We start from the raw sequence: 26,276 nt of genomic DNA, 5'->3' as shown, positions 1-26,276 counted from the left end.
CTCTCCGCCCGCGTGATCAGTTGGAGATTTTGGACTTGGGCTGCTCGGCCGGCTTCGCCTGCTCGGCCGTCTGCGGCTTGAACTTGCCGTGCAGAATCTCGACCGCGGCGATCAGCTGCTTGTCCTTCTTGGGGTCCGGCGGCACATAGGCCTGCGAGCCGCTCTTCTCGTCCTCGCCATTCTTGAGATGGCCCTTGAGCGAGGCTTCGCCCTTGGTGTCGTCCTTGCCCTTCAGCTCGTCCGGCACATCCTGCAGCAGATTGATGTCCGGGTCGATGCCCTTGGCCTGAATGGAGCGGCCCGACGGCGTGTAATAGCGCGCCGTGGTCAGGCGCAGCGCCCCATTGGCGCCGCCGAGCGGGATGATGGTCTGCACCGAGCCCTTGCCGAAGGAGCGCGTGCCGAGAATGGTGGCGCGCTTGTGATCCTGCAACGCGCCGGCGACGATCTCCGAGGCCGAGGCGGACCCGCCATTGATCAGCACCACCACCGGCTTGCCGCGCGAAATATCGCCAGCCGCCCGCGCATTGTAGCGCTGCGTCTCATCGGCCGTGCGGCCGCGCGTGGAGACGATCTCGCCATGGTCGATGAAACTGTTCACCACTTGGATCGACTGATCGAGCAAGCCGCCGGGATTGTTGCGCAGATCGACGATATAGCCCTTGAGCTTGTCGCCGGGCATCTCCTGCTGGAACTTCTGGATCGCCGTGCGCAGCCCGTCCGAGGTCTCCTCGTTGAACTGGGAGATGCGGATATAACCGATATCCTCGTCTTCCTTGTGCGAGCGCACCGATTTGATATGGATCTCGGCGCGCGTGAGCTTGACCTCGATCTTCTCCCGGTCCTTGCCGCGCAGAATGGTGAGCTTCACCGAGGTGTTGATCTGGCCGCGCATCTTGTCGACGGCCTGATTGAGCGTGAGGCCCTGCACATTGTCGTCGTCGATCGCGAAGATGAGGTCGCCGGACATGATGCCGGCCTTGGACGCGGGCGTGTCGTCGATCGGCGTCACCACCTTGACGAGGCCGTCCTCCTGCGTGACCTCTATGCCGAGGCCGCCGAACTTGCCCTCGGTCTGCGTCCGCATGTCCTTGAAGCCCTTGGCGTCGAGGTAGCTCGAATGCGGATCGAGCGAGGTGAGCATCCCGTTGATCGCCGATTCGACCAGCTTCTGCTCGTCCGGCTTCTCCACATAATCGGCGCGGACCTTGTCGAAGACGTCGCCGAACAGGCTCAAATTCTTATAGGTGTCGGCGGCGGCGGCGAAGGCCGGGGAGCCGATCAATAGGCGCGCATTCTGTCCGAGCGTGGCGCATCCCGCCCCGATGACGATTCCCGTTATGATCAATGAGGCCTTGCGCATCATCCGCCAACCTTCTGAAGTTCCGGCTTCGCCCACCATGGGCCCGGATCGATGGACGTTCCGTCCTTGCGAAACTCTACATAGAGAATGGGCTGTTTCGCGCCGATAGCAATGGCCGCCGCAGTCCTGACGGCGCCGCCGCCCATGTTCGCCACCGGCTCGCCGGCGAGGACGAATTGTCCCACGGCGACGGATATCCGCTCCATTCCGGCCAGGGTGACATAATAGCCGCCGCCGGCGTTGATGATCAAGAGTTGACCATAGGATCGGTAGCGCCCTGCGAAAACCACCCAGCCGTCGCTGGGCGCGGCCACGATCGCGTTTTCGCGCGCCGCTATCGACAGGCCCTTCTCGGCTCCGCCCTGACCGTCCGAGGCGCCGAAGCGCTTGACGACAGGCCCCGCGGTCGGCGGCGCCAATCGACCTTTCAGATCGGCGAAGGCGACGGCTGGAGCGAGACGGGCGGGATCCTTGAACGGAGCCGCCAGCGCCTTGGCGCGGCTCTCCTGCGACATTGCGGCGTCCGCCGCGGCGCGCTCGGAATCGGCGCGTCGCGCCGCTTCGGCCGCGCGCCGGCCCTCCTCCACCTCGCTCTCCATGCGAGAGATCAGCTCCTTGAGGTTGGTCGCCTTGGACGCCAGCGCGCGCGCCCGCTCCGCCTCGAAATCCAGCGCGCTCTGCGCCAGCATCAGCGCCTTCTGCCGCGTCTCGACGAGCGCCTCGAGCCGCACGCGCTCCTCCTTCAAATGCTCGAGCTCGGCGATGAGGCTCGTCTTCTCCGCCTCTACGCGGCCGCGCAGCGTGACGAGGTCGGCGAGATCGGTCTTGAGCGTCTCCACCTCGGCGCGCATTTGCGGCAGCATCGAGCCGAGCAGCATGGCGGCGCGAATGCTCTCCAGAATATCCTCCGGCCGCGCCAGCAGCGCCGGCGGCGGCTTGCGCCCCATGCGCTGCAGCACGAGCAGCACCTCGCCGATCAGCGCGCGACGGCCGGCCAGCGATTTGACCAGCGCCCGCTCGCTCTGCACCGACGTCTCGAGCTTGGCGCTCACATCCTCCGCGCGCTTTTCCAGCACGCCGACCCGCTGCACGGCGTCGACCAGCGCGGCGTTGAACTTGGCGCGATCGGCGCGCAGCGTCTCGATCTCAGTCTCGATTTTGCGGCGGCTCTCGGCGGAGACCGTGATCGTGTCCTCGAGGCTGCGCAGCTCCGAACGTTTTCCGGAAATATCGGGGGAATCCGGATTGTCGGCGGCGTCTCGCGTCTCGACGACAGGAACCGGCTTCAACGTCGTCGTCGTCAGAGCGCCGCGCAGATTTTCCGCTCGCGCGGGATTTGCGATGGCCGTCAGCACGAGGCCGAGGACGGGAAGACAGACTTTGGGAAAGCAGCCGCTTGGCTCCCGACGCTCCACTCCCCGTCGCATGATCCCGCCGCTCGACCTATGCCTCATGAACGGCGTCCGCTTCGCCCGCGACTCTTTGCGCCCGCCGGAAGCCGGCGCGCGAATCTCGCGGCAGTTTGGCTATTCAATAGCGTCCACATTGCGGCGAAGGCGGCGCCTATCGGCGCGGCGACAGCAGGAAATCGACGCCGCTCCCGCTTTCGCCCTCCGGCGCGCCTTTGGCGACCGGCTTGCCGCTCTCGCCGGCGACGGAAAGACGCCCACGCTCGACGCCCATGCGGCCGAGATAATCGACGACGCGGGCGGCCCGGTCGCGCGCCTGCTCCCGCGCGGCCCGATCGCCGCCCTCGGCGCGCACGCGCACGTCCACATCGGTCTGTGGACAGCGTTGCAGCAGGCCCACCGCTTTGTCCAACGCGCCGGTCGCGCCGCGCTGGACGCCGCCGCGCCGGCTGAAGCGCACCGGCTCGCCGGCCAGCGCCGCGGTCACGGCCTTCTGACAGGCCGGAAGATCGAGCTCTCCGCTCGCCGGAGTGGCGGGCCGAGCTTGTTCGGACGGCTTGCCCGACGCGGAAGACTCGCCGGGTGCGGAGGGCGCGCCGGGCGCGGAAGGCCTGCCGGGCTCCGCCGATTTGGGAGTTTCGGGAGATCGGGAAGATTCGGAGGTCCGCTCGTCCGCGAAGGGCCGCACGAGCTCCGGGGCGGCCGCCGAAGGAGTCGAAGGCGCGGGCTTCACCCCTCCCCGCGCCGGCTCCTTGGACTTGGCGACGCCGCCATTCCGCGTTGACGGAGCGTTCGGCGGCGGGCCGTTTTGTGGGGCCTCCTCCGGGCCGGCGGCGCCATTCGGCCCGCGCTCGGGCGCCTCGCTTTCGCGGGCTGCGCGTCGCGCAATGGCGGCGTTCTCGTAATTCTTGGCGGCCGCGCCCGTCAGAGCGTCCACATCGGCGATTCCCCGCACGCCGGGAATATGCGCGATCTCCTCCGCCGCAGCGGCGCGGTTCGGCGCATCGCGGGGCAAGAGGACATCGCGGCCGGCGACGTCGACATAGGCGGGATCGCCGCCGATTTTCTCGATCGCGCTCGCCGCCTTGCGCCGCAAATCCTGCTCCGTCGAGCGGCCGGCCAGAAAGCCGGCGGCGAGCCAGATCAGCGCCAGCGGGACGAGGCCGAGCGCCCAGCCCTCATTGTCGCGCAGAGAATGCCGGCCGAGCAGCGCGCCGGCCGCCGCGCCGGCGAGAAAGGCGGGAAACAGCAGCAGCGCCGTCTCGAGCCAGAAGCCCGAGCGCCCGGGCAGGAGGCCGAGCGCAGCGACGGGAACGCCCGCCGCGAAAGCGAGAACGAACCACACCAGCCAGCCGGCGACCGGCCCGCGCTCGGAGCGCCGCACGATGGAGAGCGCCGTCGCGACTCCGACCGCGAAGGCCGAGGCGCCCCAGGCCCAAAAATGCATGAGGAGATAGGTCATGGCGTTCGCATGGTCCGGCCGACGCGGCGAGATTGCGTCACGGCCCTATCTTTGGCAAGGCTCGGGCTTTCATCGGGAGACGCGCGTGACGCGGACATTTTCGCTTCCCCTTCTGATCGCCCTTCTGCTCGTCGCGCGCCTGGCCGGCGCGCCGGCCGCTGCGCTCGAGGCGGGCGGCGCGACACAGGGGCCCGTCCTTCCCGTGGAGCGGACGCCCTTCCATGTCCCAGCCTTCCGCAATGACGCGGTCTCCATGTTGAATGTGTGGCTGCCGCCGCATCGCGTCGCGCCCTATCACGAGCATTCGCGCGACTTCGCTTATGTGGTGGTGCGCGAGAGCCCGACCCTCGTTCAAAATTGGGGCGACGCCGCGCCGACGTCGATCATTTGGCCGCGCGGCGCGGTGGGCTTCGGCGCTTTTTCCAAACAGAGCCTCACTCACCGAGCCGAAAATGTCGGCGATATGCCTCTGAGCATCGTCGGCTTCGAGCTTTTGGAGCCGGCGCCGAAAGGCCGCGCGCCCTCGGAACGTCCCGCCGGCTTTACGCAGATCATCGACAATGAGCGCCTGCGCGGATGGCGCCTCGCGCTGAAGCCCGGAGAGATCACGCCCGCCTTCACGCAACGCGCGCCCGGCGTGCGGATCGTGGTGGAGGGAGGCGAGCTGATCGAGACGGATGCGGATGGCGCCGGGCAGAACATGGCCTTGCAGCCGGGCGATTTCCAATGGCGCGACGCCGGCCCCGCCCGCGCGCTGCGCAACGCCGGCGCGACGACGATAGAGTTGGTGGAATTCGAGGTGAAGTGACGAGGCCCCTAGAAAGGCGGCGCACATGACATATGACGATTACAACGCGTTCTGCAGCGCATTGCCGGCGGCCAGCCATGTGGTGCAATGGGGCGGCTCGCATGTCTGGAAGGTCGGCGGGAAGGTTTTCGCTATCGGCGGCTGGGACGAAGGCCAGCCGCGTTTCACCTTCAAGGTCGGCGACGTCGCCTATGAGATGCTCAAGGAGCAACCCGGCCTGCGTCCCGCGCCCTATCTCGCCTCCCGCGGCTTGAAATGGATACAGCATTTCGCGGAGCCTGGCCTCTCGGACGCCGAGCTGCGCGACTACATCCGCGAATCGTATTCGATCGTCTCGCGAGGGCTCCCACGGAAGAAGCGCGTTGAGCTCGGACTGAACAACGCCTGAAATCTCGCAACCGTCGAGAGCCGGTTCCCCTCCGCCCGTGCGGCCTCACACCCGCATCGGCATCAGCACATAGAGCGCGCTCGCGCCGTCGCGGTCCTGGATCAGCGTCGGCGAGCCGGGATCGGCGAGGCGGAACAGAGCCGTGTCGCTGTCGAGCTGATCGGCTATGTCCAGCAGATAGCGGGAGTTGAAGCCGATATCGATCGGCGGCCCGTCATAATCGGCCTCGATCTCCTCCACCGCCGAGCCCTGATCGGGATTGGTGACGGAGAGAACCAGCCGACCTTCCGAAAGCGCCAGCTTCACGGCGCGGCCGCGCTCCGAAGAAATGGTCGAGACGCGGTCCACCGCCTCGCGGAACACGCCGCGCTCGACGGTGAGGCGCTTGTCGTTATTGGCCGGAATGACGCGGCCATAATCGGGGAAAGTGCCGTCGATGAGCTTGGTCGTCAGCACCGTCTCGCCGAAGGAGAAACGCATCTTATTGGTGGAGAGCTCGATCGCCACCGCGCCCTCGGCGTCCTCGACGAGGCGCAGAATCTCATTCACCGCCTTGCGCGGCAGGATCACGCCCGGCATTCCGGCGGAGCCGGCCGGCGCCGGCAGCTCGACGCGGGCGAGGCGATGGCCGTCGGTGGCCACGGCGCGCAGCAGCTGATGGCCCTCGACCTCGGCCACATGCAGGAAGATGCCGTTGAGATAATAGCGCGTCTCCTCGCTGGAGATGGCGAATTGCGTCTTCAATATCAGCTTCTTGAGGTCCGCCGGCGGCAGCGAGAAGCTGTGCGAGAACTCCCCCGAGGTGACGTCGGGAAAATCGCTCTCCGGCAGGCTCTGCAGATTGAAGCGCGAGCGGCCCGAGCGCAGCGTGAGCTGACCCTGCTCGCCGCTTCCCTCGATCGAGACCTGCGCGCCCTCCGGCAGCTTGCGGACGATGTCATAAAGAGTATGGGCGGGCAGCGTCGTCGCGCTCGGCTGGCCGATGTCCGCGGAGACTTTCTCGATGATCTCGAGATCGAGATCGGTCGCCTTGAGCATCAGCGTCCCGGCGGAGGCGTCGATGAGCACATTGGCGAGGATCGGAATGGTCGTGCGCCGCTCCACCACTCTGTGAACATGGCCGAGGGCGCGCAGCAGCGCCGCTCTCTCGATGGTGACTTTCATTGCGCTCGATCCGTGACGCTGTTTTTCGCTCCAAGGGCGAGACTTTCGCAAGCCGCAACGAATAGCGCAAGAGCCGCAAGGGGATCGGCCGGAGCCTGTGCATAAGTTCCTATCGCGACGAAGAGTAGCGGCCTCCTTGCTTAACCGGCCCTTAAATCGACAGCATTAATGCTAGTGTCGGCGTCGGCCGTGCGCTTCCATGCCGCGGCGCGACGGAACCCGAGGCGGCGGACCAAAATGGCGCGCGAGAAGCAACGTCGCGAACCACGTTTCGACGGCGACGGGGGCGGCGATCTACGCGCCGACCCGCGAGAGGATCGCATGGCGAAACCCAAACGCAAAGGCAAGAGCGCACCGGGCAAGAGCGCGCCGCCGCCAGAGGACGACGACGCGCCGCCGCAACGCTCCATGCCCAAAAAAGCCAAAAAGGGCGGCCGCTTCGGCCTCGGCGGGCTCGTCTATTGGGGCGCCGTGCTCTCCATCTGGGGCGCGATCGGCGTCGGCGGCCTGTTCATCTATCATGCGGCGCAGCTTCCGCCGATCGACACTCTGGCGGTGCCCAAAAGGCCGCCCAATATCGCCATTCTGGCTGCCGATGGGGAATTGCTGGCCAATCGCGGCGACACGGGCGGAGCCGCGGTGCGCCTGCGCGATCTGCCGCCCTATCTGCCCAAGGCCTTCGTCGCCATAGAAGATCGTCGCTTCTATTCCCATTGGGGCGTCGATCCGATCGGCATCGCCCGCGCGCTGACGCGCAACCTCACCGGGCGCGGCGGAATGCAGGGCGGCTCGACGCTCACCCAGCAGCTCGCCAAGAATTTGTTCCTGACCCAGGAGCGCACCCTCTCACGCAAGATGCAGGAGGCGATCCTCGCCCTCTGGCTCGAGCACAAATATTCCAAAGACCAGATTCTCGAGCTCTACCTCAACCGCGTCTATTTCGGCTCCGGCGCCTATGGCGTGGAGGCGGCGGCGCAGCGCTATTTCGGCCATGGCGCCGCCCAGGTGACGCTCGCGGAGGCGGCCGTGCTCGCCGGGCTGATGAAGGCGCCGAGCAAGCTCGCGCCCGACCGCAACCCGGAAGGGGCGACCGAACGCGCGGCGCAGGTCGTCACCGCAATGGCGCAGGAAGGCCATATCACCGAGGCCATGGCGAAGCTCGCACTCGGCCGGCCGGCCTTGGCGCGACGGGAGCGCGGCGCCGGTTCCATCAATTACGCCGCCGATTATGTGATGGACATGCTCGACGACACGATCGGCGCCATCGACCAGGACATTGTGGTCACGACGACGCTCGATCGAAGGCTCCAGGAAGTGGGCGAGAAGTCAATCGCCGAGGAGCTCGACAAGAAGGGCGAGAAATTCGGAGTCAGCCAGGGCGCGCTGGTGGCGCTCGATCCCAACGGCGCCATTCGCGCTCTCGTCGGCGGCCGCAATTACGCCGAGAGCCAATTCGACCGCGCTGTTTCCGCCAAAAGGCAGCCGGGCTCGGCCTTCAAGCCTTTCGTCTATCTCGCGGGGCTCGAGCATGGCTTGACGCCGGACACGGTGCGCGAGGACGGGCCGATCAATGTCAAAGGCTGGCAGCCGGAGAATTACAGCCGTGAATATTTCGGCCCGGTCACGCTCACCAAGGCGCTGGCGCTGTCGCTCAACACAGTGGCGGTGCGCGTCGGCCTCGAGGCCGGGCCGAAGGCCGTGGTCAAGATCGCGCATCGGCTCGGCGTCGCCTCCGAGTTGCAGCCCAACGCCTCCATCGCGCTCGGCACTTCGGAGGTGACGCCGCTGGAGCTGGTGACGGCCTATGCGCCCTTCGCCAATGGCGGCGTCGGCGTGCAGCCGCATATCATCGTCAAGGTGCGCACCGCCGGCGGCAAGCAGATCTACGCGCGCAGAGGCTCGAGCAATGGCCGCGTGATCGAGCCGCAATATGTGGCGATGATGAACACGATGATGGAGGAGACTCTCTCCACAGGCACGGCGCGCAAGGCGGAGCTGCCCGGCTGGCGCGCCGCCGGCAAGACCGGCACCAGCCAGGATTTCCGCGACGCCTGGTTCGTCGGCTACACGCCGCATCTCGTCGCCGGCGTCTGGCTCGGCAATGACGACAATTCGCCCACCAAGAAAGTCTCGGGCGGCAATCTGCCGGTCGAGGTCTGGAGCCGCTTCATGAAAGCGGCGCATCAGGGCGTGCCGGTCGCGGCCCTGCCCTCCGGCTCCTGGCGCTCGGCCGCGGCGCCGGCGGACAGCCTCTCGCCCATCGCGCCGCTGCTCGATTTTTTCTCCTCCGATCCAGAGCCGGAGGCCCCGCCGCCGCGGCCCTCGCGCCGCCGTCAGGTCCGCGACGAGGACGAGGATGTCGCGCCCGGCTCGGTTCATGGGCTCGAGGCGCTGATGCCGCCCGCCGACATTCCGAGCCAGACGCCCCGCCCGCGGCGCGGCCCGTCGCGGGAGGAAAAGAATATTTTCGAGAAATTATTCGGCGGTTGAGACCGCCGAACGACCGTTTCGTTTTCCTTCAAATTGTGAGACGCGCGGCATGACAATTGCGAAGCTCGGGGCGAGAACCTGTCCCGCATGTCGCTTTTGTCGCAAAAGCGGCGTGCATTTCGCAAAGTGGAGAAAGCGATATGAGACTGGCGGAGGCTTTTGCTTCGGCGACGCTCGATGATGTCAAGGCGGCGCTCGACGGCGGCAAACTGGTTCTGTATTCGACCGGACGTCCGATCGGACCGGACCATAAGATCACCCGCAGCGAGGTGATGGCGACCTTCACCTTCCAGTCTCCCGCTTTCGGGCCGGATGGCGCCGACGGCGCCGCCGCCCCGCTGTTCGCCGAGTCGTCGGTCATCGCCACCGGCATCGGCACGCCCGGCTGGGCGCGCCTCTCCAAGGCCGACGGCACGCCGGTCGTCGATCTCTCGGTCGGTCCCGGCAATACGGAAATCAAGCTGGCGAGCGTTTCCGCCACCAAGGATTTCCCCATCGCCATCACGGCGCTGAAGTTCCAGCCGGCCGAGTCCGTCGAGTGGAACAAGACCGAATTCGGCCATGCGTTCATGACGAACCACGAGAACCCCTTCCGCAAGGTCTCCGTTCGCGGCTGATCTTCTAGCCCTCGCTTCGACGAGTCTCCAGCCGAACCGGCCTCCGCTTCGGCTGGAGACACTCTAAAGCCAGCGACGCCGCCACGCCCAGCCGCGTCGTTCTCGCGCGGTCCAGCGACGCATTCCCGGCGTCCGCGGACCGCGCGTTTCATTTGGCGATTTCGGCGAGCCAGCGCGCGATGAAGCGTCGGCTGCGTTCCTGCAGGCCAGGCGCTTTGGCCGCGGCCACGGCGCGCAGCCCCGCGATGGAGACGCCGGCGGATGAAAGCTCCGCCGTATGGCCGATGAACCAGCGCTCGAGGCTGTCCTTCTCCGCTTCCGGATGGAATTGCAGCGCGAGACCGCGCCGCCCCATCGCAAAGGCTTGATGCGGATAGAGCGCCGAAGACGCGAGCAGCGTCGCCTTCTCTGGAAGATCGAAAGTGTCGCCGTGCCAGTGCAGCACATCCGCCTCGGGCTCGACGAGCGCGGCGAGCGCGCTGTCGCGCCCCGCCTCCGTCAGCGTGATCGGCGCAAAGCCGATTTCCTTGCCGGCGCCGCCCGGATAGACACGGGCCCCGAGCGCCGCGGCCATGAGCTGGCAGCCGAGACAAACGCCCAAAGTCGGCGCGTCGCGCCCGAGCCGCGCGCGAAGCAGCGCCGCCTCCTGCGCCAAAAAAGGATAGTCCTCGGTCTGATAGACGCCGATCGGCCCGCCGAGCACGATGAGAAGATCGGCCTCGGCCGCCTCGGCGGGGATATTCTGCATCCCCGCCTCGACATAATGGATCCGATAACCCGCCTCGGCGAGCGGCTCGGCGAAACTGCCGAGATCCTCGAAGGCGATATGACGTATGACGAGCGCGGTCTTCATCGTTCCCCCGCTGGGCGATTCCGGACGGCGCAGTCTATGCCGACGTCCATCACGCAAAAAGGCCCAGCGATGAGAATCGAGGGGAGCCAGCGCGGCTCAGTCGGCGGTGATGACGACCTCCGGATAGACGTCGTTCTCCTCGCGGTCGAGACCGTCTTCCTCGGCGATGGTCACGCCCGTGACGCAGACTTCATTGTCGTCTATGACCACCTCGACCTTCTCGAGCTGAGCGCCGACGCAGGGACCGTCGTTGCAGACGCCGGTCGGAATGTCGAATTGCGCGCCATGCTTGCCGCACAGCAGGAAGCGCTGCGTCGGGTCCAGGAAGGACTTCGGCTCGAAGTCGAGACGGCTGCCCTGGTGCGGGCAGCGGTTGACATAGCCGTAATATTTGCCGACGTGACGCACGATGACGACCGGGAAGGGCACGGTCTTGCCCTCATCATTGACGCGGGCCAGCACATAGCCGACGGCCCGGCGTTTTGCGACATCGTTCACATGGCAAACGGCGAAGATTTCGCGTGTCGGCTCTTCCATACCGTTCCTCCTCGGAATCGCTACAAAGTCCGGAAGGGTGAAGCAATCTCGGCGCCGGTCAGCCCTGCCGGCCGCCTGGAAGCGGCCGCGGAGCCGGCGCCTCGGTCGGACCATCGCCTCCCCCGCGCCGGGCGTATTCGGCCGCCATATCCGCAACCGCAGCGTGGAGCGCCTTTTCGCTCAGCACATTCAGTCGCGCCTCCAGGCCTTGGATCCTGGCCTGTAGCTCGGCCTCGGCCTTTATTCTCTCCCGCTCGATACGATCGATCTTGTCGCTCTGCCGCTCGAGCAGGCGTTTGAACTCGTCGATCGATTCTTTTGTGTATTGACGCAACCCGTCGAATTGCACCCTTGTCGTCACCATATCGGCATAGAGATCGGCGAGCTTCTTCGCGCCTACGAACACTCGCCCGAACATGTCGACGCTCTTTCGATATTATATGAAATTCTTCGCCCAAGCCGCGTAACTGCGCAGCTCTTCTCGATATTCCTGCATCGATTTCGCGAGCTTATGCACTTGGTCCGAGATCGCCGCGATTTCCGCTTTTCGAACAGGCGTCGGCTCTCTCAGCGCGGTCGCCGCCACGGGCGTGACGACGTCGGACGGCGCGATCGCCAGCGCGAGGCCATAGCGCTCGAGCCGCCGCGTTTCGGGAAAGACACTCGATAGGAGACGCACCGAATTGGCCGTGTCGACCAAGGTGGCGAGCAGGTCGGGCGCGAGCTTTTTGCGGCCCTCATCCGAGTCGTAGGCGCGGCGATCCGCCTCGAGCGAATGGAAAGAGGACAGGAGAAGACCGATGCGGACGTCTTCCAGCGAATCGCCCAGATGCTTTTCCAACCGCTCGATCGAGCGGCGCAAATGCGGGGCCGCCGCCGTTTCGGTGAGGCGCTTGCGAAGCTCCGCTGTCTTGCGCTTCGCCTCGGCGTGCAAATCGGTCGCGATTTCACGGTCGATCGACCATGCGTCGCCCGCCGGCGCCGTGATCGTCGTATTTCGGAAGGCGGCCTGGGGCGAGGCGTCCGTCATGAAACTACCCTTTGGACCATCGGACCAAAAACGTTGCTTCAGATAGGCTACACCATGCGCGCCCGCCCGTCAGCCTCAGTGGAGGCTGACGGTCTGCAGCTGCTGCTGCCAGGCGTTGGCGAGGGCCCCCTCTTCCGTGTCGGCGAGGACGATCGGCGTGCCGTCCGCGCCGAGCAGCGCGAAAAGCGTCAGGCCGGGCTCTATGGCCGGGGCCTGAGGGTAGAGCCGCTTGACATCCTCCGAGCGCATCGTCCGCACATAGGCGATCGCTCCATCGCCCAAATGCGCGAACTGCTCGGGGGTCAGCAGGGGGATTCTTCTCTCGGTCGCGGTCTTGCCTTCCATCTCACACTCCTCGGCGGTCGTATCGACCCGCCCGGCGGACGCCTACTCGCGTAGCACGGGAGATATCTGTGCATTGCGGCGCCCGATTTTCAGGGGCGCCGCCGGAATTTTCGTGGAGCCGTCACAAATCGAGCACGAGCCGCGCCGGGTCCTCGAGCTGCTCCTTGACCCGCACCAGGAAAGTGACCGCCTCTTTGCCGTCGACGATGCGGTGATCATAGGAAAGCGCGAGATACATCATGGGACGTATCTCGATCTTGCCGGCGACGACGACCGGCCGCTCCTCGATCTTGTGCATCCCCAATATGCCCGATTGCGGGGCGTTGAGAATAGGCGTCGACATCAGCGAGCCGTAGATGCCGCCATTGGAAATGGTGAAGGTGCCGCCGGTCAGATCTTCGAGATCGAGCTTGCCTTCGCGCGCCTTGCGCCCGAAATCGCCGATCGCCTTTTCGATCTCGGCGACGCTCATGCGATCGGCGTCGCGCACCACCGGCACGACGAGGCCTTTGTCCGTGCCCACGGCCACGCCTATGTGGCAATAGTGCTTGTAGATGACGTCGGAACCGTCGATCTCGGCGTTGACGGCCGGCACTTCCTCCAGCGCCTTGCAGCAGGCTTTCACAAAGAAGCCCATGAAGCCGAGCTTCACCTGATGCTTCTTCTCGAACAGCTCCTTGTAGCGATTGCGCAGCGCCATCACCGACGACATGTCGACCTCGTTGAAGGTCGTCAGCATCGCGGCGTTGGATTGCGCCTCTTTCAACCGCTTGGCGATGGTCTGACGCAGGCGCGACATGCGCACGCGCTCCTCGCGCTCGGCGTCGGCCGGCGGGGCGGTCGGGCGCGGCGCCGGCGGGGCGATCGCCGGCTCGGGCGCAGCGGGGGCGGGTCGCGCCGCGAGAGCGAGAACATCGCCCTTCAGCACCTGACCCTGCTTGCCGGAGCCGACGATCCCGGACAGATCGACGCCTTGTTCCTTCGCGATCTTGGCGGCGGACGGCGCCGGCGGACGGGAGGGCGCTTCGGCGGCGGGGGCCGCGCTCGACGCGGCAGGCGGCGGCGCGACGATCGACGCCGCAGGCGCCGGACGCGGCGCGCCGGCGGCGCCCTCGGCGATCTGCCCGAGCAGCGCGCCGGGCGTGACCGTCTCGCCATCCTTGGCGACGACATCGGTCAGCACGCCGGCGGCGGGGGCGTTGACTTCGAGCGTCACCTTGTCGGTCTCGAGCTCGACCAGCGCCTCATCGGCCGCGACCGTGTCGCCGGGCTTTTTGAACCAACGGCCGATCGTCGCCTCGCTCACCGACTCGCCCAGGGTCGGAACGCGAATTTCCGTCATGATCACTCCGCCGCCAGAGAAATGCGCGCCGCGAAAGCCTCGTCGAGGAAAGCCCGCAGCTGCGCCTGATGCTTGGACATTGTGCCCGCCGCCGTGGAGGCCGAAGCCGGCCGGCCGATATAGCGGGCGCGTTTGCTCTTGCCGCCGACCTGCGTCAGCACCCATTCGAGATAGGGCTCGACGAAGAACCATGCTCCCATGTTCTTGGGCTCTTCCTGGCACCAGAAGACGTCGGCGTTCTTGAAGCGCGACATCATCGTCACCAGCCCCTTCAGCGGGAAGGGATAGAGCTGCTCGACGCGCAAGAGATACACATCGTCGACGCCGCGCGATTCGCGCTCCTCGAGCAGATCGTAATAGACCTTGCCGGAGCACAGAATCACGCGCGCGATCTTGTCGTCGGGCGCGAGGCGGAGCTTGTCCGAGGGATGCAATTCCGCGTCATCGGAGATGAAGCGATGGAACATCGTTCCCTCGCCCATTTCCTCGAGCCGCGAGACACAGCGCTTGTGACGCAGCAGCGATTTCGGCGACATCAGCACCAAGGGCTTGCGAATGTCGCGATGCAATTGCCGGCGCAGAATATGGAAGTAATTGGCTGGCGTCGTGCAATTGGCGACTTGCAGATTATCTTCCGCGCAGAGCTGCAGATAACGCTCGAGGCGCGCGGAAGAATGCTCCGGCCCCTGCCCCTCATAGCCATGCGGCAGCAGGCAGACGAGGCCCGACATGCGCAGCCATTTGCGCTCGCCCGCGGAAAGAAACTGATCGAAGACCACCTGCGCGCCATTGGCGAAATCGCCGAATTGCGCCTCCCATAGAACGAGCGAGCGCGGCTCGGCGAGCGAATAGCCATATTCGAAGCCGAGCACCGCCTCTTCCGAGAGCATCGAATTGATGACCTCGAAACGCCCCTGCCCGACGCCGACATGGTCGAGCGGCAGATAGCGGGATTCGTCCTCCTGATCGATCAGCACGGAATGGCGCTGCGAGAAGGTGCCGCGCTCGCTGTCCTGGCCGGAGAGGCGGACATTGTAGCCTTCCGCCAGCAGCGAGCCGAAGGCCAGCGCCTCCGCCGTCGCCCAATCTATGCCGGCGCCGCTCGAGATCGCCGTGCGGCGCGCGTCGAGGAAGCGCTGAATGGTGCGGTGAATGTGGAAATTCTCCGGGACCGTGGTCAGCTCCATGCCGATGCGGCGCAGAGATTCCACCGGCACGCCGGTCTTGCCGCGCCGCTCGTCCTCGGAGGATTGATAGCCCGGCTTCACGCCCGCCCAGCGTCCGTCGAGCCAATCCGCCTTATTGGGCTTATAGGATTGCGACGCCTCCATCTCCTGCTCGAGCCGCTGGCGCCATTCGTTCTTGATCGCGTCGACATCCTCGCGCGTCAGCAGCCCTTCGGCGATCAGCTTCTCGCTATAGAGCTCCAGCGTCGTCTTATGCGCGCGGATTTTCTTATACATCAGCGGCTGGGTGAAGGCCGGCTCGTCGCCCTCATTGTGGCCGAAGCGGCGATAGCACCACATGTCGATGACGACGGGCTTTTGGAACTGCTGCCGAAACTCCGTCGCGATGCGCGCGGCGTAGACCACCGCTTCGGGATCGTCGCCATTCACATGGAAGATCGGCGCCTCGACCGTCTTCGCCACATCCGAAGGATAGGGCGAGGAGCGCGAGTAGCGCGGATAGGTGGTGAAGCCGATCTGATTATTGATGATGAAATGGACCGAGCCGCCGGTGCGATGGCCCTTGAGCCCCGAAAGGCCGAAGCATTCCGCGACGACGCCCTGGCCCGCGAAAGCCGCGTCGCCATGAATGAGCAGCGGCATCACCACGCGCCGCTCGGTCTCCGTGCAGCGATATTGATCCTGCTTGGCGCGCGCCTTGCCGAGCACCACCGGATCGACGATCTCGAGATGCGACGGATTGGCGGTCAGCGAAAGATGCACCTTGTTGTTGTCGAACTCGCGATCGGACGAAGCGCCCAAATGATATTTGACGTCGCCCGAGCCTTCGACCTCGTCCGGCAGAAAAGAGCCGCCCTTGAATTCGTGGAACAGAGCGCGATGCGGCTTGGCCATCACCTGGCAGAGGATATTCAGCCTGCCGCGATGCGCCATGCCGAGCACGATCTCCTTCGCGCCGAGCGCGCCGCCGCGCTTGATGATCTGCTCCATCGCCGGCACGATGGCCTCCGAGCCGTCGAGCCCGAAGCGCTTGGTGCCGGTATATTTGACGTCCAGAAATTTCTCGAAGCCCTCCGCCTCGACCAGCTTGCGCAAAATCGCCTTCTTGCCTTCCTCGGTGAAGACGATCTCCTTCTTCGGACCTTCGATGCGCGCTTGAATCCAGGCCTTCTCCTCCGGATTGGAGATATGCATGAACTCATAGCCGATGGGCCCGCAATAGGTGCGGCGCAGGATCGCCACCATCTCGAAGACGCTGGCGTATTTCATGCCCATCACGCCGTCGATGAAGATCTTGCGATCATAATCCTCATCGGTGAAGCCATAGGTCTCGGGATGCAGTTCGCCATGGTCGTGGCGTTGCTCGAGGCCGAGCGGATCGAGATCGGCGTGCAAATGGCCGCGCATACGATAGGCGCGGATCATCATCAGCGCGCGCACGCTGTCGCGCGCGGCGCGTTGAATCTCCTCGTCCAGAGGCGCGCGCTCCGCAGGCGCGCCCTTGCCGGCCGCCGCAGGCGCGGTCTTGGCGCTCTCGCGCGCGACGCCGCCGAGCGCCGCGACGAGATCGTCGGCGGGCGTCGCCGGCCAGCCGGGACGCGACCAGGACGGACCGCTCGCCGCCGGCGCGGCTTCCGCGCCGAGGCTCGCGAAATAGTCGCGCCAAGCCGGGCCGACCGCGGAGGGGTCGGCCTCATAGGCCGCGAGCAGATGTTCGAGGTAACGCGCGTCGACGCTCTGCAGAAGCGAGTTCTGCGCAGAAGCATTCGCACGCGGCGAGGGCCGCCGGTCGCCGCCCGCCGATCCGCCATTCGTCTCGAGACGCGCCATTCTGTTCAGTCTCCCGAGCGCAGAACTTTCTCGAAGTTGAGCGAAATCATTTTGACAATTCTTTAAAGATTTCGTCTCGCGCTCATATTTTGGGGGAACGCGCCGGCGATTCGCCGACGCGCGCATTCGCCGAACCTCAGCGGTTCAGCGTTTCGACCAATGTCTTGCCGAGTCGCGCCGGAGACGGCGAGACCACGATCCCGGCCGCTTCCATCGCCGCGATCTTGCTCTCGGCGTCGCCTTTGCCGCCGGAGACGATCGCGCCCGCATGGCCCATGCGCCGCCCCGGAGGAGCGGTGCGGCCCGCGATGAAACCGACCATCGGCTTCTTACGGCCCCGCTTGGCTTCGTCTATCAAGAACTGGGCCGCGTCTTCCTCGGCGGAACCGCCGATCTCGCCGATCATGACGATGGATTTGGTGGCGTCGTCGGCCAGAAACAACTCCAGCACCTCGATGAAGTCGGTTCCCTTGACCGGATCGCCGCCGATGCCGACGGCGCTGGTCTGGCCGAGACCTTCGCGGGTCGTCTGGAAAACGGCCTCATAAGTCAGCGTGCCCGAGCGCGAGACGACGCCGACGGAGCCTCTGCTGAAAATATTGCCGGGCATGATGCCGATCTTGCTCTCGCCCGCGGTGACGACGCCCGGGCAATTGGGCCCGATGAGGCGGGATTTGGAGCCCGACAGAGCGCGCTTGACGCGGATCATGTCATGGACCGGAACGCCCTCGGTGATGGCGACGATCAGCGGAATCTCGGCGTCGATCGCCTCGCAAATGGCGTCGGCCGCGCCCGGCGGCGGCACATAGATGACTGAAGCGTCGGCGCCGGTCTTCTCCCGCGCTTGCGCTACCGTGTCGAAGACGGGAAGATCGAGATGCGTCGAGCCGCCCTTGCCGGGCGAGACGCCGCCGACCATGCGGGTGCCGTAGCGCACCGCCTGCTCGGAGTGGAAAGTGCCGGTCTTGCCGGTAAAGCCTTGACAGATGACCTTGGTGTTCTTGTCGATGAGGACGGACATTCGAGCCCCTGGGGCGTCGGGGCGCAAAAGCGCCGCCAGTCTTGTTCGGGAAACGCGCCCGCTCGAATCACGGGCGGCGCGATGATCTGCTCGATCGAAACGAGATTTTCCGCTTCGAAGAGCCGCAACATGCAAATTATTGAGAATTGCGCCGCACATCAAGGCTGACTGACGCGGAAGCGGGCTCGGCTCCTGCGCGAAATTGCGGCAATCCGCCCAGCGGCTGTCGAGGCGGCGGAATTTCTAGGCGCCGCCCAGGCGGGGGAAGACATTCCGGCGCCGCGGCGCCATATCCGCGAAGCGGCCGCTCGCGTGGGGCGAGAAGCGGAAACCGGGGGCGCGAATGGATGATGCGAGCGTGCGGCGCGAAAGCCGATTTCTCGCCGCGACGGATGGGCTGCGGCTCCACTATGTCGATTACGCTCCCGCGGGCGGCGACGCGGCTATTCCCGTGGTCTGTCTCGCCGGCCTCACCCGCTCGGCGGTGGATTTCGACGCTCTGGCGCAGGCGCTCGCGCGGCGCGGGAGGCGTGTGCTGGCGCTGGACTATCGCGGCCGCGGCCTCTCGCAATGGGACGCGGATTGGAAACGCTACAGCCTCGATGTGGAGGAGGACGATATTCTGGCCACGCTCGCGGCGGCCGGCGTGGACAAAGCGGTTTTCGTCGGAACCTCGCGCGGCGGCATTCATACGATGCGCCTCGCCGCCCGGCGCCCGGAGCTTTTGAAGGCAGCGGTCGTCAACGACATCGGCCCGGTGATCGACGCCGGCGGTCTGCTGCGCATAAAGGGCTATGTCGGCCGTCAGCCCGGCTCCGCCACGATGGCGATCGCTCTCGCCGCGCTGAAGCTCGTCGCCGGCCCGCAATTCACCAGCCTCGGCCAAGCGGAATGGGAGGAATGGGCGCACGCCACTTTCGTCGAAAAGGACGGCCGGCTGCAACTGCGCTATGATCCGGCGCTCGCGCATACGCTCGACGAAGTGGGGCCCGACAGCGGTCCGATCCTGTTCCACGACGAATGGAAGGCGATGGCGGCCATTCCGACGCTCGTCATCCGCGGCGGCAATTCCGATCTTCTCTCGACCGAAACCTTCGCGGCCATGGGCGACGGCCATCCTCTGCTCGAACGCCTCACCGTGCCCGGCCAAGGCCATGCGCCGCTGCTGCTGGATGAAGGGACGATTCGAGCGATCGGGGAATTTGTGGAGAGAGTGAGCGAATAGCGAGATCGCGTCGCCTGTGGGCGACTATTCGCTACTCGCTGCGTTCAGCGGATGCAGATCGCGCACCATGGCGCGGATGCGCTCGTCGAGCACATGCGTGTAGATTTGCGTCGTCGAAATATCGGCGTGGCCGAGCAGCTCCTGCACGACGCGCAGATCCGCGCCATTTTGCAGCAGATGGCTGGCGAAGGCGTGGCGCAGCCCATGCGGGCTGATGTCGCGCGCGGGAAGTCCGGCCGCCGCGGCCGCCGATTTCAAGTCGCGCGCGAAGGCCTGGCGCGTGAGATGTCCTTCCGCCGCATCGGAGGGAAACAGGAAGGGCGACGCCGCGAGGCCCGGCGAATGTTTCGACAGCAGCGAGCGATAAACGACGAGCGCCGCGCGCGCCTGGTCCGAGAGCGGAACGAGCCGCTCTTTCGAGCCTTTGCCACGCACGGTGACGAAAGGCTCACGCGCCCGCGCAGCGCTCGCCGGCAGAGAGACCAATTCCGAAACGCGCAGACCGCTGGCATAGAGAGTCTCGAGCGCGGCGTAGAGGCGCGCGGCGCGCATACGCTCGCCCATGGGGCGCGACTCGTCGTCGATCCCCTCCCGCGCCGTATCGAGAAGGCGCGTCACTTCATCGACGGAGAGAATATCCGGCGCGCTGCGATGGCGGCGCGGCCCCTCGAGCGAGGCGGCCGGATCATCGGCGCGATAGCGGTCGACATAGAGGAATTTGTGAAACTGCTTGAGAGCGGACAAACGCCGCGCGGCTGTGGCGCCGGTCATGCCGCGCGCCTCCAGCGCCGCGAGATAGGCGCGCAGGCCCTCCGTCCCGACGCGCAGCGGATCGGCGGCGGATTTCTTCAAAAAATCGAAATAATCTTCGAGGTCGCGGCGATAGGCGTCGAGCGTGTTGCGCGCGGCGCCGCGCTCGGCGGCCAGCATGTCGAGAAAGGCGGCGATCAGCGGATGGCGCTTGCCGTCGCCCATGGCGGGTCTCACTTGTTGAGGCGCTGCGGCGAGATCGTCTGCGTCATCTCGCGCGGCTGCGGCGAGACATAGGCGACGATCGCCAGCATCCCCGCATAGGCGAGGGCGGCCAGCACGCCGACAATGACCAGAAAGCGGATGAGACTGGGCAAGAATCGGCCCCTTTCGAGGAAAATACAAGGCAGCTATCGCCCGAAGCCGGTTGTTTTGCAACCACCCGCGCGTCTCGGGAAATAAGCGCGCGGTCGCCACTCCGCCACCGGCGATCGCTCGCCAGAGTCAACGAACCACAACCTTGGTTCCGACATGGACACGGTCGTAGAGATCGACGACGTCGTCGTTCATCATGCGAATGCAGCCGGACGAGACGTTCTGGCCGATCGTATAGGGCTCGTTGGTGCCGTGGATGCGGTAGAGCGAGGAGCCGAGATACATGGCGCGCGCGCCGAGCGGATTGGCCGGGCCGCCGTCCATATGGCGCGGCAGATCGGGCCGGCGGGCCAGCATTTCGCCGGGTGGCGTCCAATCCGGCCATTCGGCCTTGCGGGAGATGGTCTTGACGCCGGCCCAGGTGAAGCCCGGACGGCCGACGCCTATGCCATAGCGCAGCGCCCGTCCGCCCCCTTGCACGAGATAGAGAAACTTATTCGAAGAATCGATGACGATCGTGCCCGCGCGCTCGGCGCCGGCGTAATCGACCTCGGCGCGGAGGAAGACCGGATCGATCTGGCGCTGGACATTGGCATCGCCCGCGCCGAGGGCGGCGACGCGCCGGCGCGCCTGCGGCTCCGGCGTCTGGCCGGTGACGAGCAATTCGATGAAGCCGCCGCCGTAGGCGCCGGGAGCCACCGGCTCGGCGCGCGCCGTCACCAGACGCGGTTGCGGCGCCGGCCACGGCTCGACATAGGCGGGGGCCGGCGGAGGCGGCGCCAATCGGGCGCGGGTCGGGAGCGGAGCGACATAGGCCGGCTCTTGCGCCGGCTCCTCGGCCGGGGCGGCGGGAAAGAGCCGGCCGGCTTCGCGCTCGCCTATCCCGGTGATGACCCGCGGAGCCGCGGCGGCGACGCCGATCGAAGACGAAAATAGAAGAAAGGCGAGGAAACGAGAGACTCTTCTGGACATGAACGCACCGCCCGACGCGCCGCCGGAGGTTCGGCGCGATCATCTTGCTGTAGCTGGACCAGACCGAGAATATACTTTGAATTTTAATCGTAAATCTGAAGCGATTTTTATGGTTGACGATTGGAAAACACCCGCGCCGGGGACTGCCCCCGCCAGTGACTTGCCGTCGCTAACGCCGAACCGGCTTTCGCGCCAGCTGGAAGAGCGTCGGCCTTCCGCCGAGCCTATGGGCGATGATCGTTTTCATCGCTCTCCTCCTCGACGTCCGGCACAGGCAACCAAACGCATATTCGCGCGCCGCCGCTCGGTCGATTCTCGACAGTCATCCGCCCGCCGAGCGCTTGCGCGCGCTCGCGCATCCCGAGCAGGCCGCGGCCGCCTCCGCCCGGCCGATCCGGCATTCCGACGCCATCGTCCTCCACGACGATCGCCAGGACCGAGCCGCCGTCGCCCTCCTCGTTCGCCGCGAATTCCACCGCGACCAGCGCGCGGCGCGCGCCGGAATGGCGAAACACATTGGTCGTCGCCTCCTGAACGATGCGATAGGCGGCGGAAAGAACAGGCTCCTCGAGCGAGGAGAGGTCATGCGGCGTGACCAGCTCGCAAAAGACATCCGGGCGCTTCGACCGCCATGACGCGACGAGCTCGGCGAGCGCCGCGGCGAGGCCGAATTCCGCGAGCCCGCGCGGCGTCAGCCGGCCGAGCAGGCCGCGGACGAGCGCCTGCATCGCTTCGCTCGCCTCGTCCATCTCGACGCCGATACGGCGCAAGCGCGCGAGATCCGGCGTGGGAGCGGCCGCCGCCTCGGAGAGCGCGACCACGCCCGCCCGGATGGAGAAGAGACAAGGGCCCGCCTCGTCGTGCAGATCGCGGGCGATCTCTCGGCGCTCTTTCTCCTGAACGCTGAACAGCTCGGCCATCAAGCCGCGATTTTCGGCCTTCACCTGATCCAGCGTCGCGGCGAGCGAGTTCAATGCGATCGAAATGCCGCGGAATTCGCTCGCGCCGCGCAGGACGACGCGCACATTGGTTCGGCCGGCCTCGAGATCGGCGAGCGCCCGGCGCATGTCCTCGAACGGCGCCAGCGAGACATGGACGAGCCAGAGAACGAGCGCGAAGAAGAGCAAGGCGGCCGCGAAGCTGACGAAGGCGAGCCAGGACAGATCGGACCAGATTTCCGCCAATTCGTCGACCGGATTGGAGACGATGGCGATGCGGCCGTCATCGACGCCGCGGATCAGCACGGTCGGCAAGCTGCCGAGGCGCAGGATCGAGACGCGGGTCGGCGCGTCTACCAGGGACACGAACCAATCGGGCACGCCGACGCTGTCGCGACGCTTGGGCGTCGGCTTGCCGAGTGAAGCCACATCCGCATTCGCGAGTATTTTGATGTCGACATGGCGAAGCGCGCCGAGACTTTCATAGAAACGGCGCATCGCCGGCGCTGGATCGGCGGTTTCCTGAAGGCTGACCAGAGCCGTCGCGAGCAATTCATGCGTCAAGCGCAGCATGGTCTCGTCTTCCGTCCGAATGCGCGGTCCGGCGTGCAGAACGAGAACCGCGACATTGACCAGAAGCGTCGCCGATAGAACGAGGCCGACGAGCCAGCTCAATCCCGCCCGGAGCGAGAGACGACCAATGGGGCGACGCAGCATGGCGGACTCCGTCCCGACGAACAGCGGCGACGAGAAGCGAGCCTTTCGTCGATCATGAGACGGTGGCACAGCGCTCTGCCGAAGGTCTACGGAAATCCCCCCGATAAATATTTCCGATTTTTCCCGATTTGGTCAGCGCCGCACGCCGCACATTCGCACAGGATCGCTCGTGAGCCGATCGCGATCACAAATCGACATCCGCCCAGATCGCCGCATGGTCGGAGGCCGCCTCCGAGGCTTTGGTGATCTCGGGGTAATGCGGAAAGAGCGTGCCGTTCTTGCCGCCCCACACGCCCTCGCGGAAAATGCCGCCGCCTTTCGCCGCTGCGAAAAGCGCTGGCGAGAGAAGAATATAGTCGATCTTGTTGGACGCTGCGCCCGAGCCGAAAGTGCCTGGACGTCCGCCATCGTCGAAGCGCGCGTGCTCGCTTATGTCCTTCAAATCGGTCTGACGCAGCAGCGGGGCCAGCGGCGCGCTGTCCGGCGTGTCGTTGAAATCGCCGATGACCGCGACATGATCCTCGCTCTCGCGCAGCGCGTCGTAAATCTCCTTCACCCGCGCCGCCTGCCGCTCGCGCTTGGCGTTGGAGGTCGTCTGCGAGCCGAAGCCTTTGCTCTTGAAGTGATTGATCAAGAGATGCAGCAAATTGCCCTTGGGCGTGCGGATTTCGTAATGCGCGCAGTCGCGGCTGAAGATGCGCCCGGTGTTGTCGGCGTCGTCGACATGGCTGTGAATGGCGACGATCTCATAGCCCGCGCGCGCATAGAGCCCGACGTCTATGCCGCGATCGTCATTGCCGTCGATGAGCATGGCGTGGGCGTAGGGCTTTCCGCCCTCCCCCTTGATCACATTGTCGTTGAAGCGCACCAGCGCCGGCCGGCTCTCCGCCTCGATGACGCCGAGCACATCGGCGTCGATATCATTGATGACGCGCGCCGTGTTGCGCGTCGCCTCCTCGTTCACCTCCTCGCGCTTCAGCTCGACCCAGCCGATCCAATCATTGCGGCCGCCGGCGACGACCTCGATTCCAGTCTTGGCGCGCTTGACGAGATGGCCGCGATTTTGGCGCAGGATCGCGAAAGGCCCGCCGTCGTCGGATTTCTCGAGCTTCAATTCGCCGAGCAGCTTGACGATCTTCTTCTTGTCGGCGGCGGTGTAGACCGGCTTGCCGAGAATGGCGGAGAGCTCTGCCTGCGTCTCCAGCGCCTTCTTGCCCTCGGACCAGCTTTCGCCATTGAGCGCATGGACGCGCAGAAAGAGGTTTTCGAGATTATAAGATGCGAGCTTCATGGGAGCGCCCGGAAGGTAGCGAAAAGCCGTTTCACACAATGGCCGGCAGCGCCGGCGTCATGAAGTATAATCACTGCGCGGCGTTTGTTTCAATAATGCGTCGGCGCTTCATAGAGACAAGTCGGAGGCGACATGCCCGCTGAGCGAATTTTGATCGTCGGGACCATTCGCATTTCGCCCGGCTCGCTGGAGCGCGCGCGGCCGGCGATGGCGGCGATGATCCATGCGAGCCGTAAAGAGCCGGGCTGCCTCGCCTATTCCTATGCTGAAGACGTGATCGAGCCGGGCCTCGTCCGCGTGACGGAAATATGGGAGAGCCGCGCGGCGTTGAGCGCGCATTTCGCATCCGACCATCTGCGCCAATGGCGCGAGTCGTGGGAGACGATCGGCGTTCGCGACCGCCGCCTGCACGCTTATGCGATCGGCGAAGCGGAGGAGACGTGAATGAGCGAGCAGAGGACGTCCCGCCCCGACGCGTCGGAGAAGCCTGCGAGCATGTCGCTCGGCGAGGCGATCGTTTGGACGGCCATCGTGGCCTATCTGGGCCTAGTGGCGATTTTCGCCTGGAATCCGACGCCGCTCGCGCAAGGGCTGGCGGCAATCGGATTTGCGAGCGCTTTCGTCCATTGCGCGCTGACCTATGGCGTGAGAAACGCTCTGGCCCTGCTCGCGATCTGCTTCGCCGTGAGCTTTGCGACCGAAAATTTCGGCGTCGCGACCGGCCTTCTGTTCGGGCGCTATCACTTCGAGGTCGGCGCGGCGCTTCCCCGGGTCGGCGAGGTTTCGGCCATCGTCGGCGGCGTCTGGTTCGGAATGGGCTATTTCGCCTGGATCGTCGCGAGCACGATTTTGGACCGCGCGGATCGCCGGCTGAAAGAGGATGGAAACATCGTCCTTCTGCCCATCGTCGCCGCTTTCGTCATGACGCAATGGGATTACGTCATGGACGCGCCTTCCGCCACGATCTCGAAAGCCTGGATATGGCATGACGGCGGCGCCGTTTTCGGCGTGCCGCTGAGCAATTATCTGGGCTGGCTGCTCACCTCGTGGCTCTTCTATCACGGCTTCGCGCTCTATCTCGCGACGCGGGAGGCGTCGCCCGCGCATCCTCGCGAGCGGAGCTTTCGCCTCGTCGCCATTCTCTTCTACGCCGTCTCCGGCCTCGCCCATGTGACGCCATGGCTCGGCGGCGAAGCGGGCGAGATCGCCGACGCCGCCGGACATGTCTGGCGCATAGAAGATATAAGGGAAGCGACCGTCGGGGCGATGCTGTTCACAATGTTCTTCACATCGCTGCTCGCGGCGATGCGGCTGGCGCTGCGGCGCTGAAACCGCGCCTCTCTCGCTCAGGCGGCGACAGGCGCCGGATCGCGGCGCATGACCCGCGAGAGGATCGCAGTCGAAGTCGAGACGAGACGTCGACGGATCAGCCGCAGACCGGCGCGTCGCATTTGCGGCTGGCGGCGACCATGCGCGCCATCGATTTGGGCCCGGGATAGCCGAGCACGCCGATCGAGCTCAGCGCAAAGGACGGCGAGGCGGCGAAGCCGAGATCGGCCGCGAGCTGGACATGGCGTTTCACCACGCCGCCGATCAGCTCCGAATTCGCCGATTCCTCGATCTTGGCGGCGTCGAGTCCCATCGCTTTGGCGAGCGCGAGAGCGGAGATCCCGTCGATAGCGCCGCGATGCGCGAATAATTGCTTGTGGAACTGATAGGCCTTCTCCGGGCCGTAGAGGCGCAGCGCCGCCTGCTTCACCCGCGCCGCCAGAAAGGAGCCGAGGCCGAGCACGGCGTTGTCGGCGAGGCCGAGCCGCAGATCCTTGTCCTTGGCGACGAGCGCGTCGAGATCGCCCGCGGCCTTGCGACAATAGGGGCAATTATAATCGAAGAATTCGAACATCACTACATCCGCCGTCGCCGGTCCATGCCAGAGCAGGCCGGGCAGATCGGCGGGCGAGAGTTCCGAGGGCAGACGATAATTGGCGATCGGCGCGCCGTCGTCGGCCATGATCGGAAAGAGATTGTTCTCCTGCGCCCGCGCGGGGCGCGCCGCGCTCGCCGCCGTCATCGCGGCGAGCGAGCCGAGCAAGGCGCGGCGGCTGAAAAGGCGGGCGAGCGGCGAAAGCACTTCATATTCGGCCATGAGAATGCGCTCCTGA

Annotated in this window: 25 protein-coding genes; 7 read left to right on the top strand and 18 right to left on the bottom strand. The window is 65.8% G+C overall.

The annotated features are described in order from the left end of the window. Positions 1-16: 16 nt before the first annotated feature. From FMZ75_RS06680 to FMZ75_RS06670, 3 genes are all read right to left on the bottom strand, one after another. Complete coding sequence (locus tag FMZ75_RS06680; RefSeq protein ID WP_166141788.1) at positions 17-1,366, bottom strand: S41 family peptidase; 1,350 nt, start codon at positions 1,364-1,366, stop codon at positions 17-19. After that, positions 1,363-2,790, bottom strand: a complete 1,428-nt coding sequence (locus tag FMZ75_RS06675; protein WP_246728818.1) for a murein hydrolase activator EnvC — start codon at positions 2,788-2,790, stop codon at positions 1,363-1,365. Before FMZ75_RS06675 ends, FMZ75_RS06680 begins: the two co-directional genes overlap by 4 nt. A gap of 136 nt (positions 2,791-2,926) precedes the next feature. Further along, the gene (locus FMZ75_RS06670) at positions 2,927-4,234 is read right to left on the bottom strand and encodes a hypothetical protein (protein WP_166141787.1); all 1,308 of its coding nucleotides are present in this window, start codon (positions 4,232-4,234) and stop codon (positions 2,927-2,929) included. On the opposite strand from FMZ75_RS06670, the gene FMZ75_RS06665 reads away from it, so the two are divergent. Next, positions 4,233-5,042 carry a hypothetical protein gene (locus FMZ75_RS06665; protein ID WP_108916867.1) on the top strand — a complete coding sequence of 270 codons (810 nt, stop codon included), beginning with the start codon at positions 4,233-4,235 and terminating at the stop codon, positions 5,040-5,042. The genes FMZ75_RS06670 and FMZ75_RS06665 overlap by 2 nt on opposite strands. 25 nt (positions 5,043-5,067) lie before the next feature. Beyond that, a complete protein-coding gene (locus FMZ75_RS06660) occupies positions 5,068-5,430 on the top strand; it encodes an MmcQ/YjbR family DNA-binding protein (protein WP_108916868.1) in 363 nt (120 codons plus the stop codon). A gap of 45 nt (positions 5,431-5,475) precedes the next feature. Here FMZ75_RS06660 and dnaN read toward each other — a convergent pair whose 3' ends face one another. Next, positions 5,476-6,594, bottom strand: a complete 1,119-nt coding sequence (gene dnaN / locus FMZ75_RS06655) for a DNA polymerase III subunit beta (protein WP_166141786.1) — start codon at positions 6,592-6,594, stop codon at positions 5,476-5,478. A gap of 237 nt (positions 6,595-6,831) precedes the next feature. Between dnaN and FMZ75_RS06650 the strand changes: the two genes are divergently transcribed. Both FMZ75_RS06650 and FMZ75_RS06645 read left to right on the top strand, forming a co-directional pair. Beyond that, positions 6,832-9,084 carry a transglycosylase domain-containing protein gene (locus tag FMZ75_RS06650; protein WP_166141785.1) on the top strand — a complete coding sequence of 751 codons (2,253 nt, stop codon included), beginning with the start codon at positions 6,832-6,834 and terminating at the stop codon, positions 9,082-9,084. Between the two features lie 140 nt (positions 9,085-9,224). Next, complete coding sequence (locus tag FMZ75_RS06645; protein ID WP_142862225.1) at positions 9,225-9,701, top strand: hypothetical protein; 477 nt, start codon at positions 9,225-9,227, stop codon at positions 9,699-9,701. A gap of 148 nt (positions 9,702-9,849) precedes the next feature. Here FMZ75_RS06645 and FMZ75_RS06640 read toward each other — a convergent pair whose 3' ends face one another. The 8 genes from FMZ75_RS06640 to sucD all read right to left on the bottom strand — a co-directional run bounded on the left by FMZ75_RS06640 (position 9,850) and on the right by sucD (position 17,846). Continuing rightward, a complete protein-coding gene (locus tag FMZ75_RS06640; RefSeq protein ID WP_166141784.1) occupies positions 9,850-10,554 on the bottom strand; it encodes a glutamine amidotransferase in 705 nt (234 codons plus the stop codon). A gap of 96 nt (positions 10,555-10,650) precedes the next feature. Next, positions 10,651-11,091 (bottom strand): Rieske (2Fe-2S) protein, encoded by a 441-nt coding sequence (locus tag FMZ75_RS06635; protein ID WP_108916872.1) that lies wholly within the window; start codon positions 11,089-11,091, stop codon positions 10,651-10,653. A gap of 58 nt (positions 11,092-11,149) precedes the next feature. Then, a complete protein-coding gene (locus tag FMZ75_RS06630; protein WP_166141783.1) occupies positions 11,150-11,509 on the bottom strand; it encodes a hypothetical protein in 360 nt (119 codons plus the stop codon). An 18-nt stretch (positions 11,510-11,527) separates the two neighbouring features. Next, entirely contained in the window at positions 11,528-12,121 is a 594-nt protein-coding gene (locus FMZ75_RS06625) for a hypothetical protein (protein ID WP_166141782.1), read from the bottom strand. 75 nt (positions 12,122-12,196) lie between these two features. Next, complete coding sequence (locus tag FMZ75_RS06620) at positions 12,197-12,466, bottom strand: DUF1150 domain-containing protein (RefSeq protein ID WP_108916875.1); 270 nt, start codon at positions 12,464-12,466, stop codon at positions 12,197-12,199. A gap of 121 nt (positions 12,467-12,587) precedes the next feature. Next, entirely contained in the window at positions 12,588-13,808 is a 1,221-nt protein-coding gene (gene odhB / locus FMZ75_RS06615) for a 2-oxoglutarate dehydrogenase complex dihydrolipoyllysine-residue succinyltransferase (protein WP_142862222.1), read from the bottom strand. A 2-nt stretch (positions 13,809-13,810) separates the two neighbouring features. After that, positions 13,811-16,825, bottom strand: coding sequence for a 2-oxoglutarate dehydrogenase E1 component (locus tag FMZ75_RS06610; protein WP_166141781.1), 3,015 nt, complete (start codon positions 16,823-16,825; stop codon positions 13,811-13,813). A 136-nt stretch (positions 16,826-16,961) separates the two neighbouring features. After that, positions 16,962-17,846 (bottom strand): succinate--CoA ligase subunit alpha, encoded by an 885-nt coding sequence (sucD, locus tag FMZ75_RS06605; RefSeq protein WP_142862220.1) that lies wholly within the window; start codon positions 17,844-17,846, stop codon positions 16,962-16,964. A 343-nt stretch (positions 17,847-18,189) separates the two neighbouring features. Between sucD and FMZ75_RS06600 the strand changes: the two genes are divergently transcribed. Beyond that, positions 18,190-19,071 (top strand): alpha/beta fold hydrolase, encoded by an 882-nt coding sequence (locus FMZ75_RS06600; protein ID WP_166141780.1) that lies wholly within the window; start codon positions 18,190-18,192, stop codon positions 19,069-19,071. A gap of 24 nt (positions 19,072-19,095) precedes the next feature. On the opposite strand, the gene FMZ75_RS06595 is transcribed toward FMZ75_RS06600, so the two are convergent. From FMZ75_RS06595 to FMZ75_RS06575, 5 genes are all read right to left on the bottom strand, one after another. Continuing rightward, positions 19,096-20,046, bottom strand: a complete 951-nt coding sequence (locus FMZ75_RS06595; protein WP_142862218.1) for a site-specific tyrosine recombinase XerD — start codon at positions 20,044-20,046, stop codon at positions 19,096-19,098. 8 nt (positions 20,047-20,054) lie between these two features. After that, positions 20,055-20,198, bottom strand: a complete 144-nt coding sequence (locus tag FMZ75_RS06590; RefSeq protein ID WP_142862217.1) for an oxidoreductase — start codon at positions 20,196-20,198, stop codon at positions 20,055-20,057. 127 nt (positions 20,199-20,325) lie between these two features. Next, positions 20,326-21,168 (bottom strand): L,D-transpeptidase, encoded by an 843-nt coding sequence (locus tag FMZ75_RS06585; protein ID WP_166141779.1) that lies wholly within the window; start codon positions 21,166-21,168, stop codon positions 20,326-20,328. 224 nt (positions 21,169-21,392) lie between these two features. Beyond that, positions 21,393-22,823: an ATP-binding protein gene (locus FMZ75_RS06580; RefSeq protein WP_207783321.1), complete on the bottom strand. Its 1,431-nt coding sequence runs from the start codon at positions 22,821-22,823 to the stop codon at positions 21,393-21,395. Between the two features lie 184 nt (positions 22,824-23,007). Then, complete coding sequence (locus tag FMZ75_RS06575) at positions 23,008-24,114, bottom strand: endonuclease/exonuclease/phosphatase family protein (RefSeq protein ID WP_142862215.1); 1,107 nt, start codon at positions 24,112-24,114, stop codon at positions 23,008-23,010. Between the two features lie 132 nt (positions 24,115-24,246). Between FMZ75_RS06575 and FMZ75_RS06570 the strand changes: the two genes are divergently transcribed. Beyond that, positions 24,247-24,558, top strand: a complete 312-nt coding sequence (locus FMZ75_RS06570; RefSeq protein WP_142862214.1) for a putative quinol monooxygenase — start codon at positions 24,247-24,249, stop codon at positions 24,556-24,558. Continuing rightward, the gene (locus FMZ75_RS06565; protein ID WP_166141778.1) at positions 24,559-25,443 is read left to right on the top strand and encodes a carotenoid biosynthesis protein; all 885 of its coding nucleotides are present in this window, start codon (positions 24,559-24,561) and stop codon (positions 25,441-25,443) included. A 97-nt stretch (positions 25,444-25,540) separates the two neighbouring features. Here FMZ75_RS06565 and FMZ75_RS06560 read toward each other — a convergent pair whose 3' ends face one another. After that, a complete protein-coding gene (locus FMZ75_RS06560) occupies positions 25,541-26,260 on the bottom strand; it encodes a DsbA family protein (RefSeq protein WP_166141777.1) in 720 nt (239 codons plus the stop codon). Between the last annotated feature and the right edge of the window lie 16 nt (positions 26,261-26,276).

This window comes from Methylosinus sp. RM1, from assembly GCF_011378635.1.
GTDB lineage: Bacteria > Pseudomonadota > Alphaproteobacteria > Rhizobiales > Beijerinckiaceae > Methylosinus > Methylosinus sporium.
This window is presented reverse-complemented; position numbering and strand designations above follow the sequence as displayed.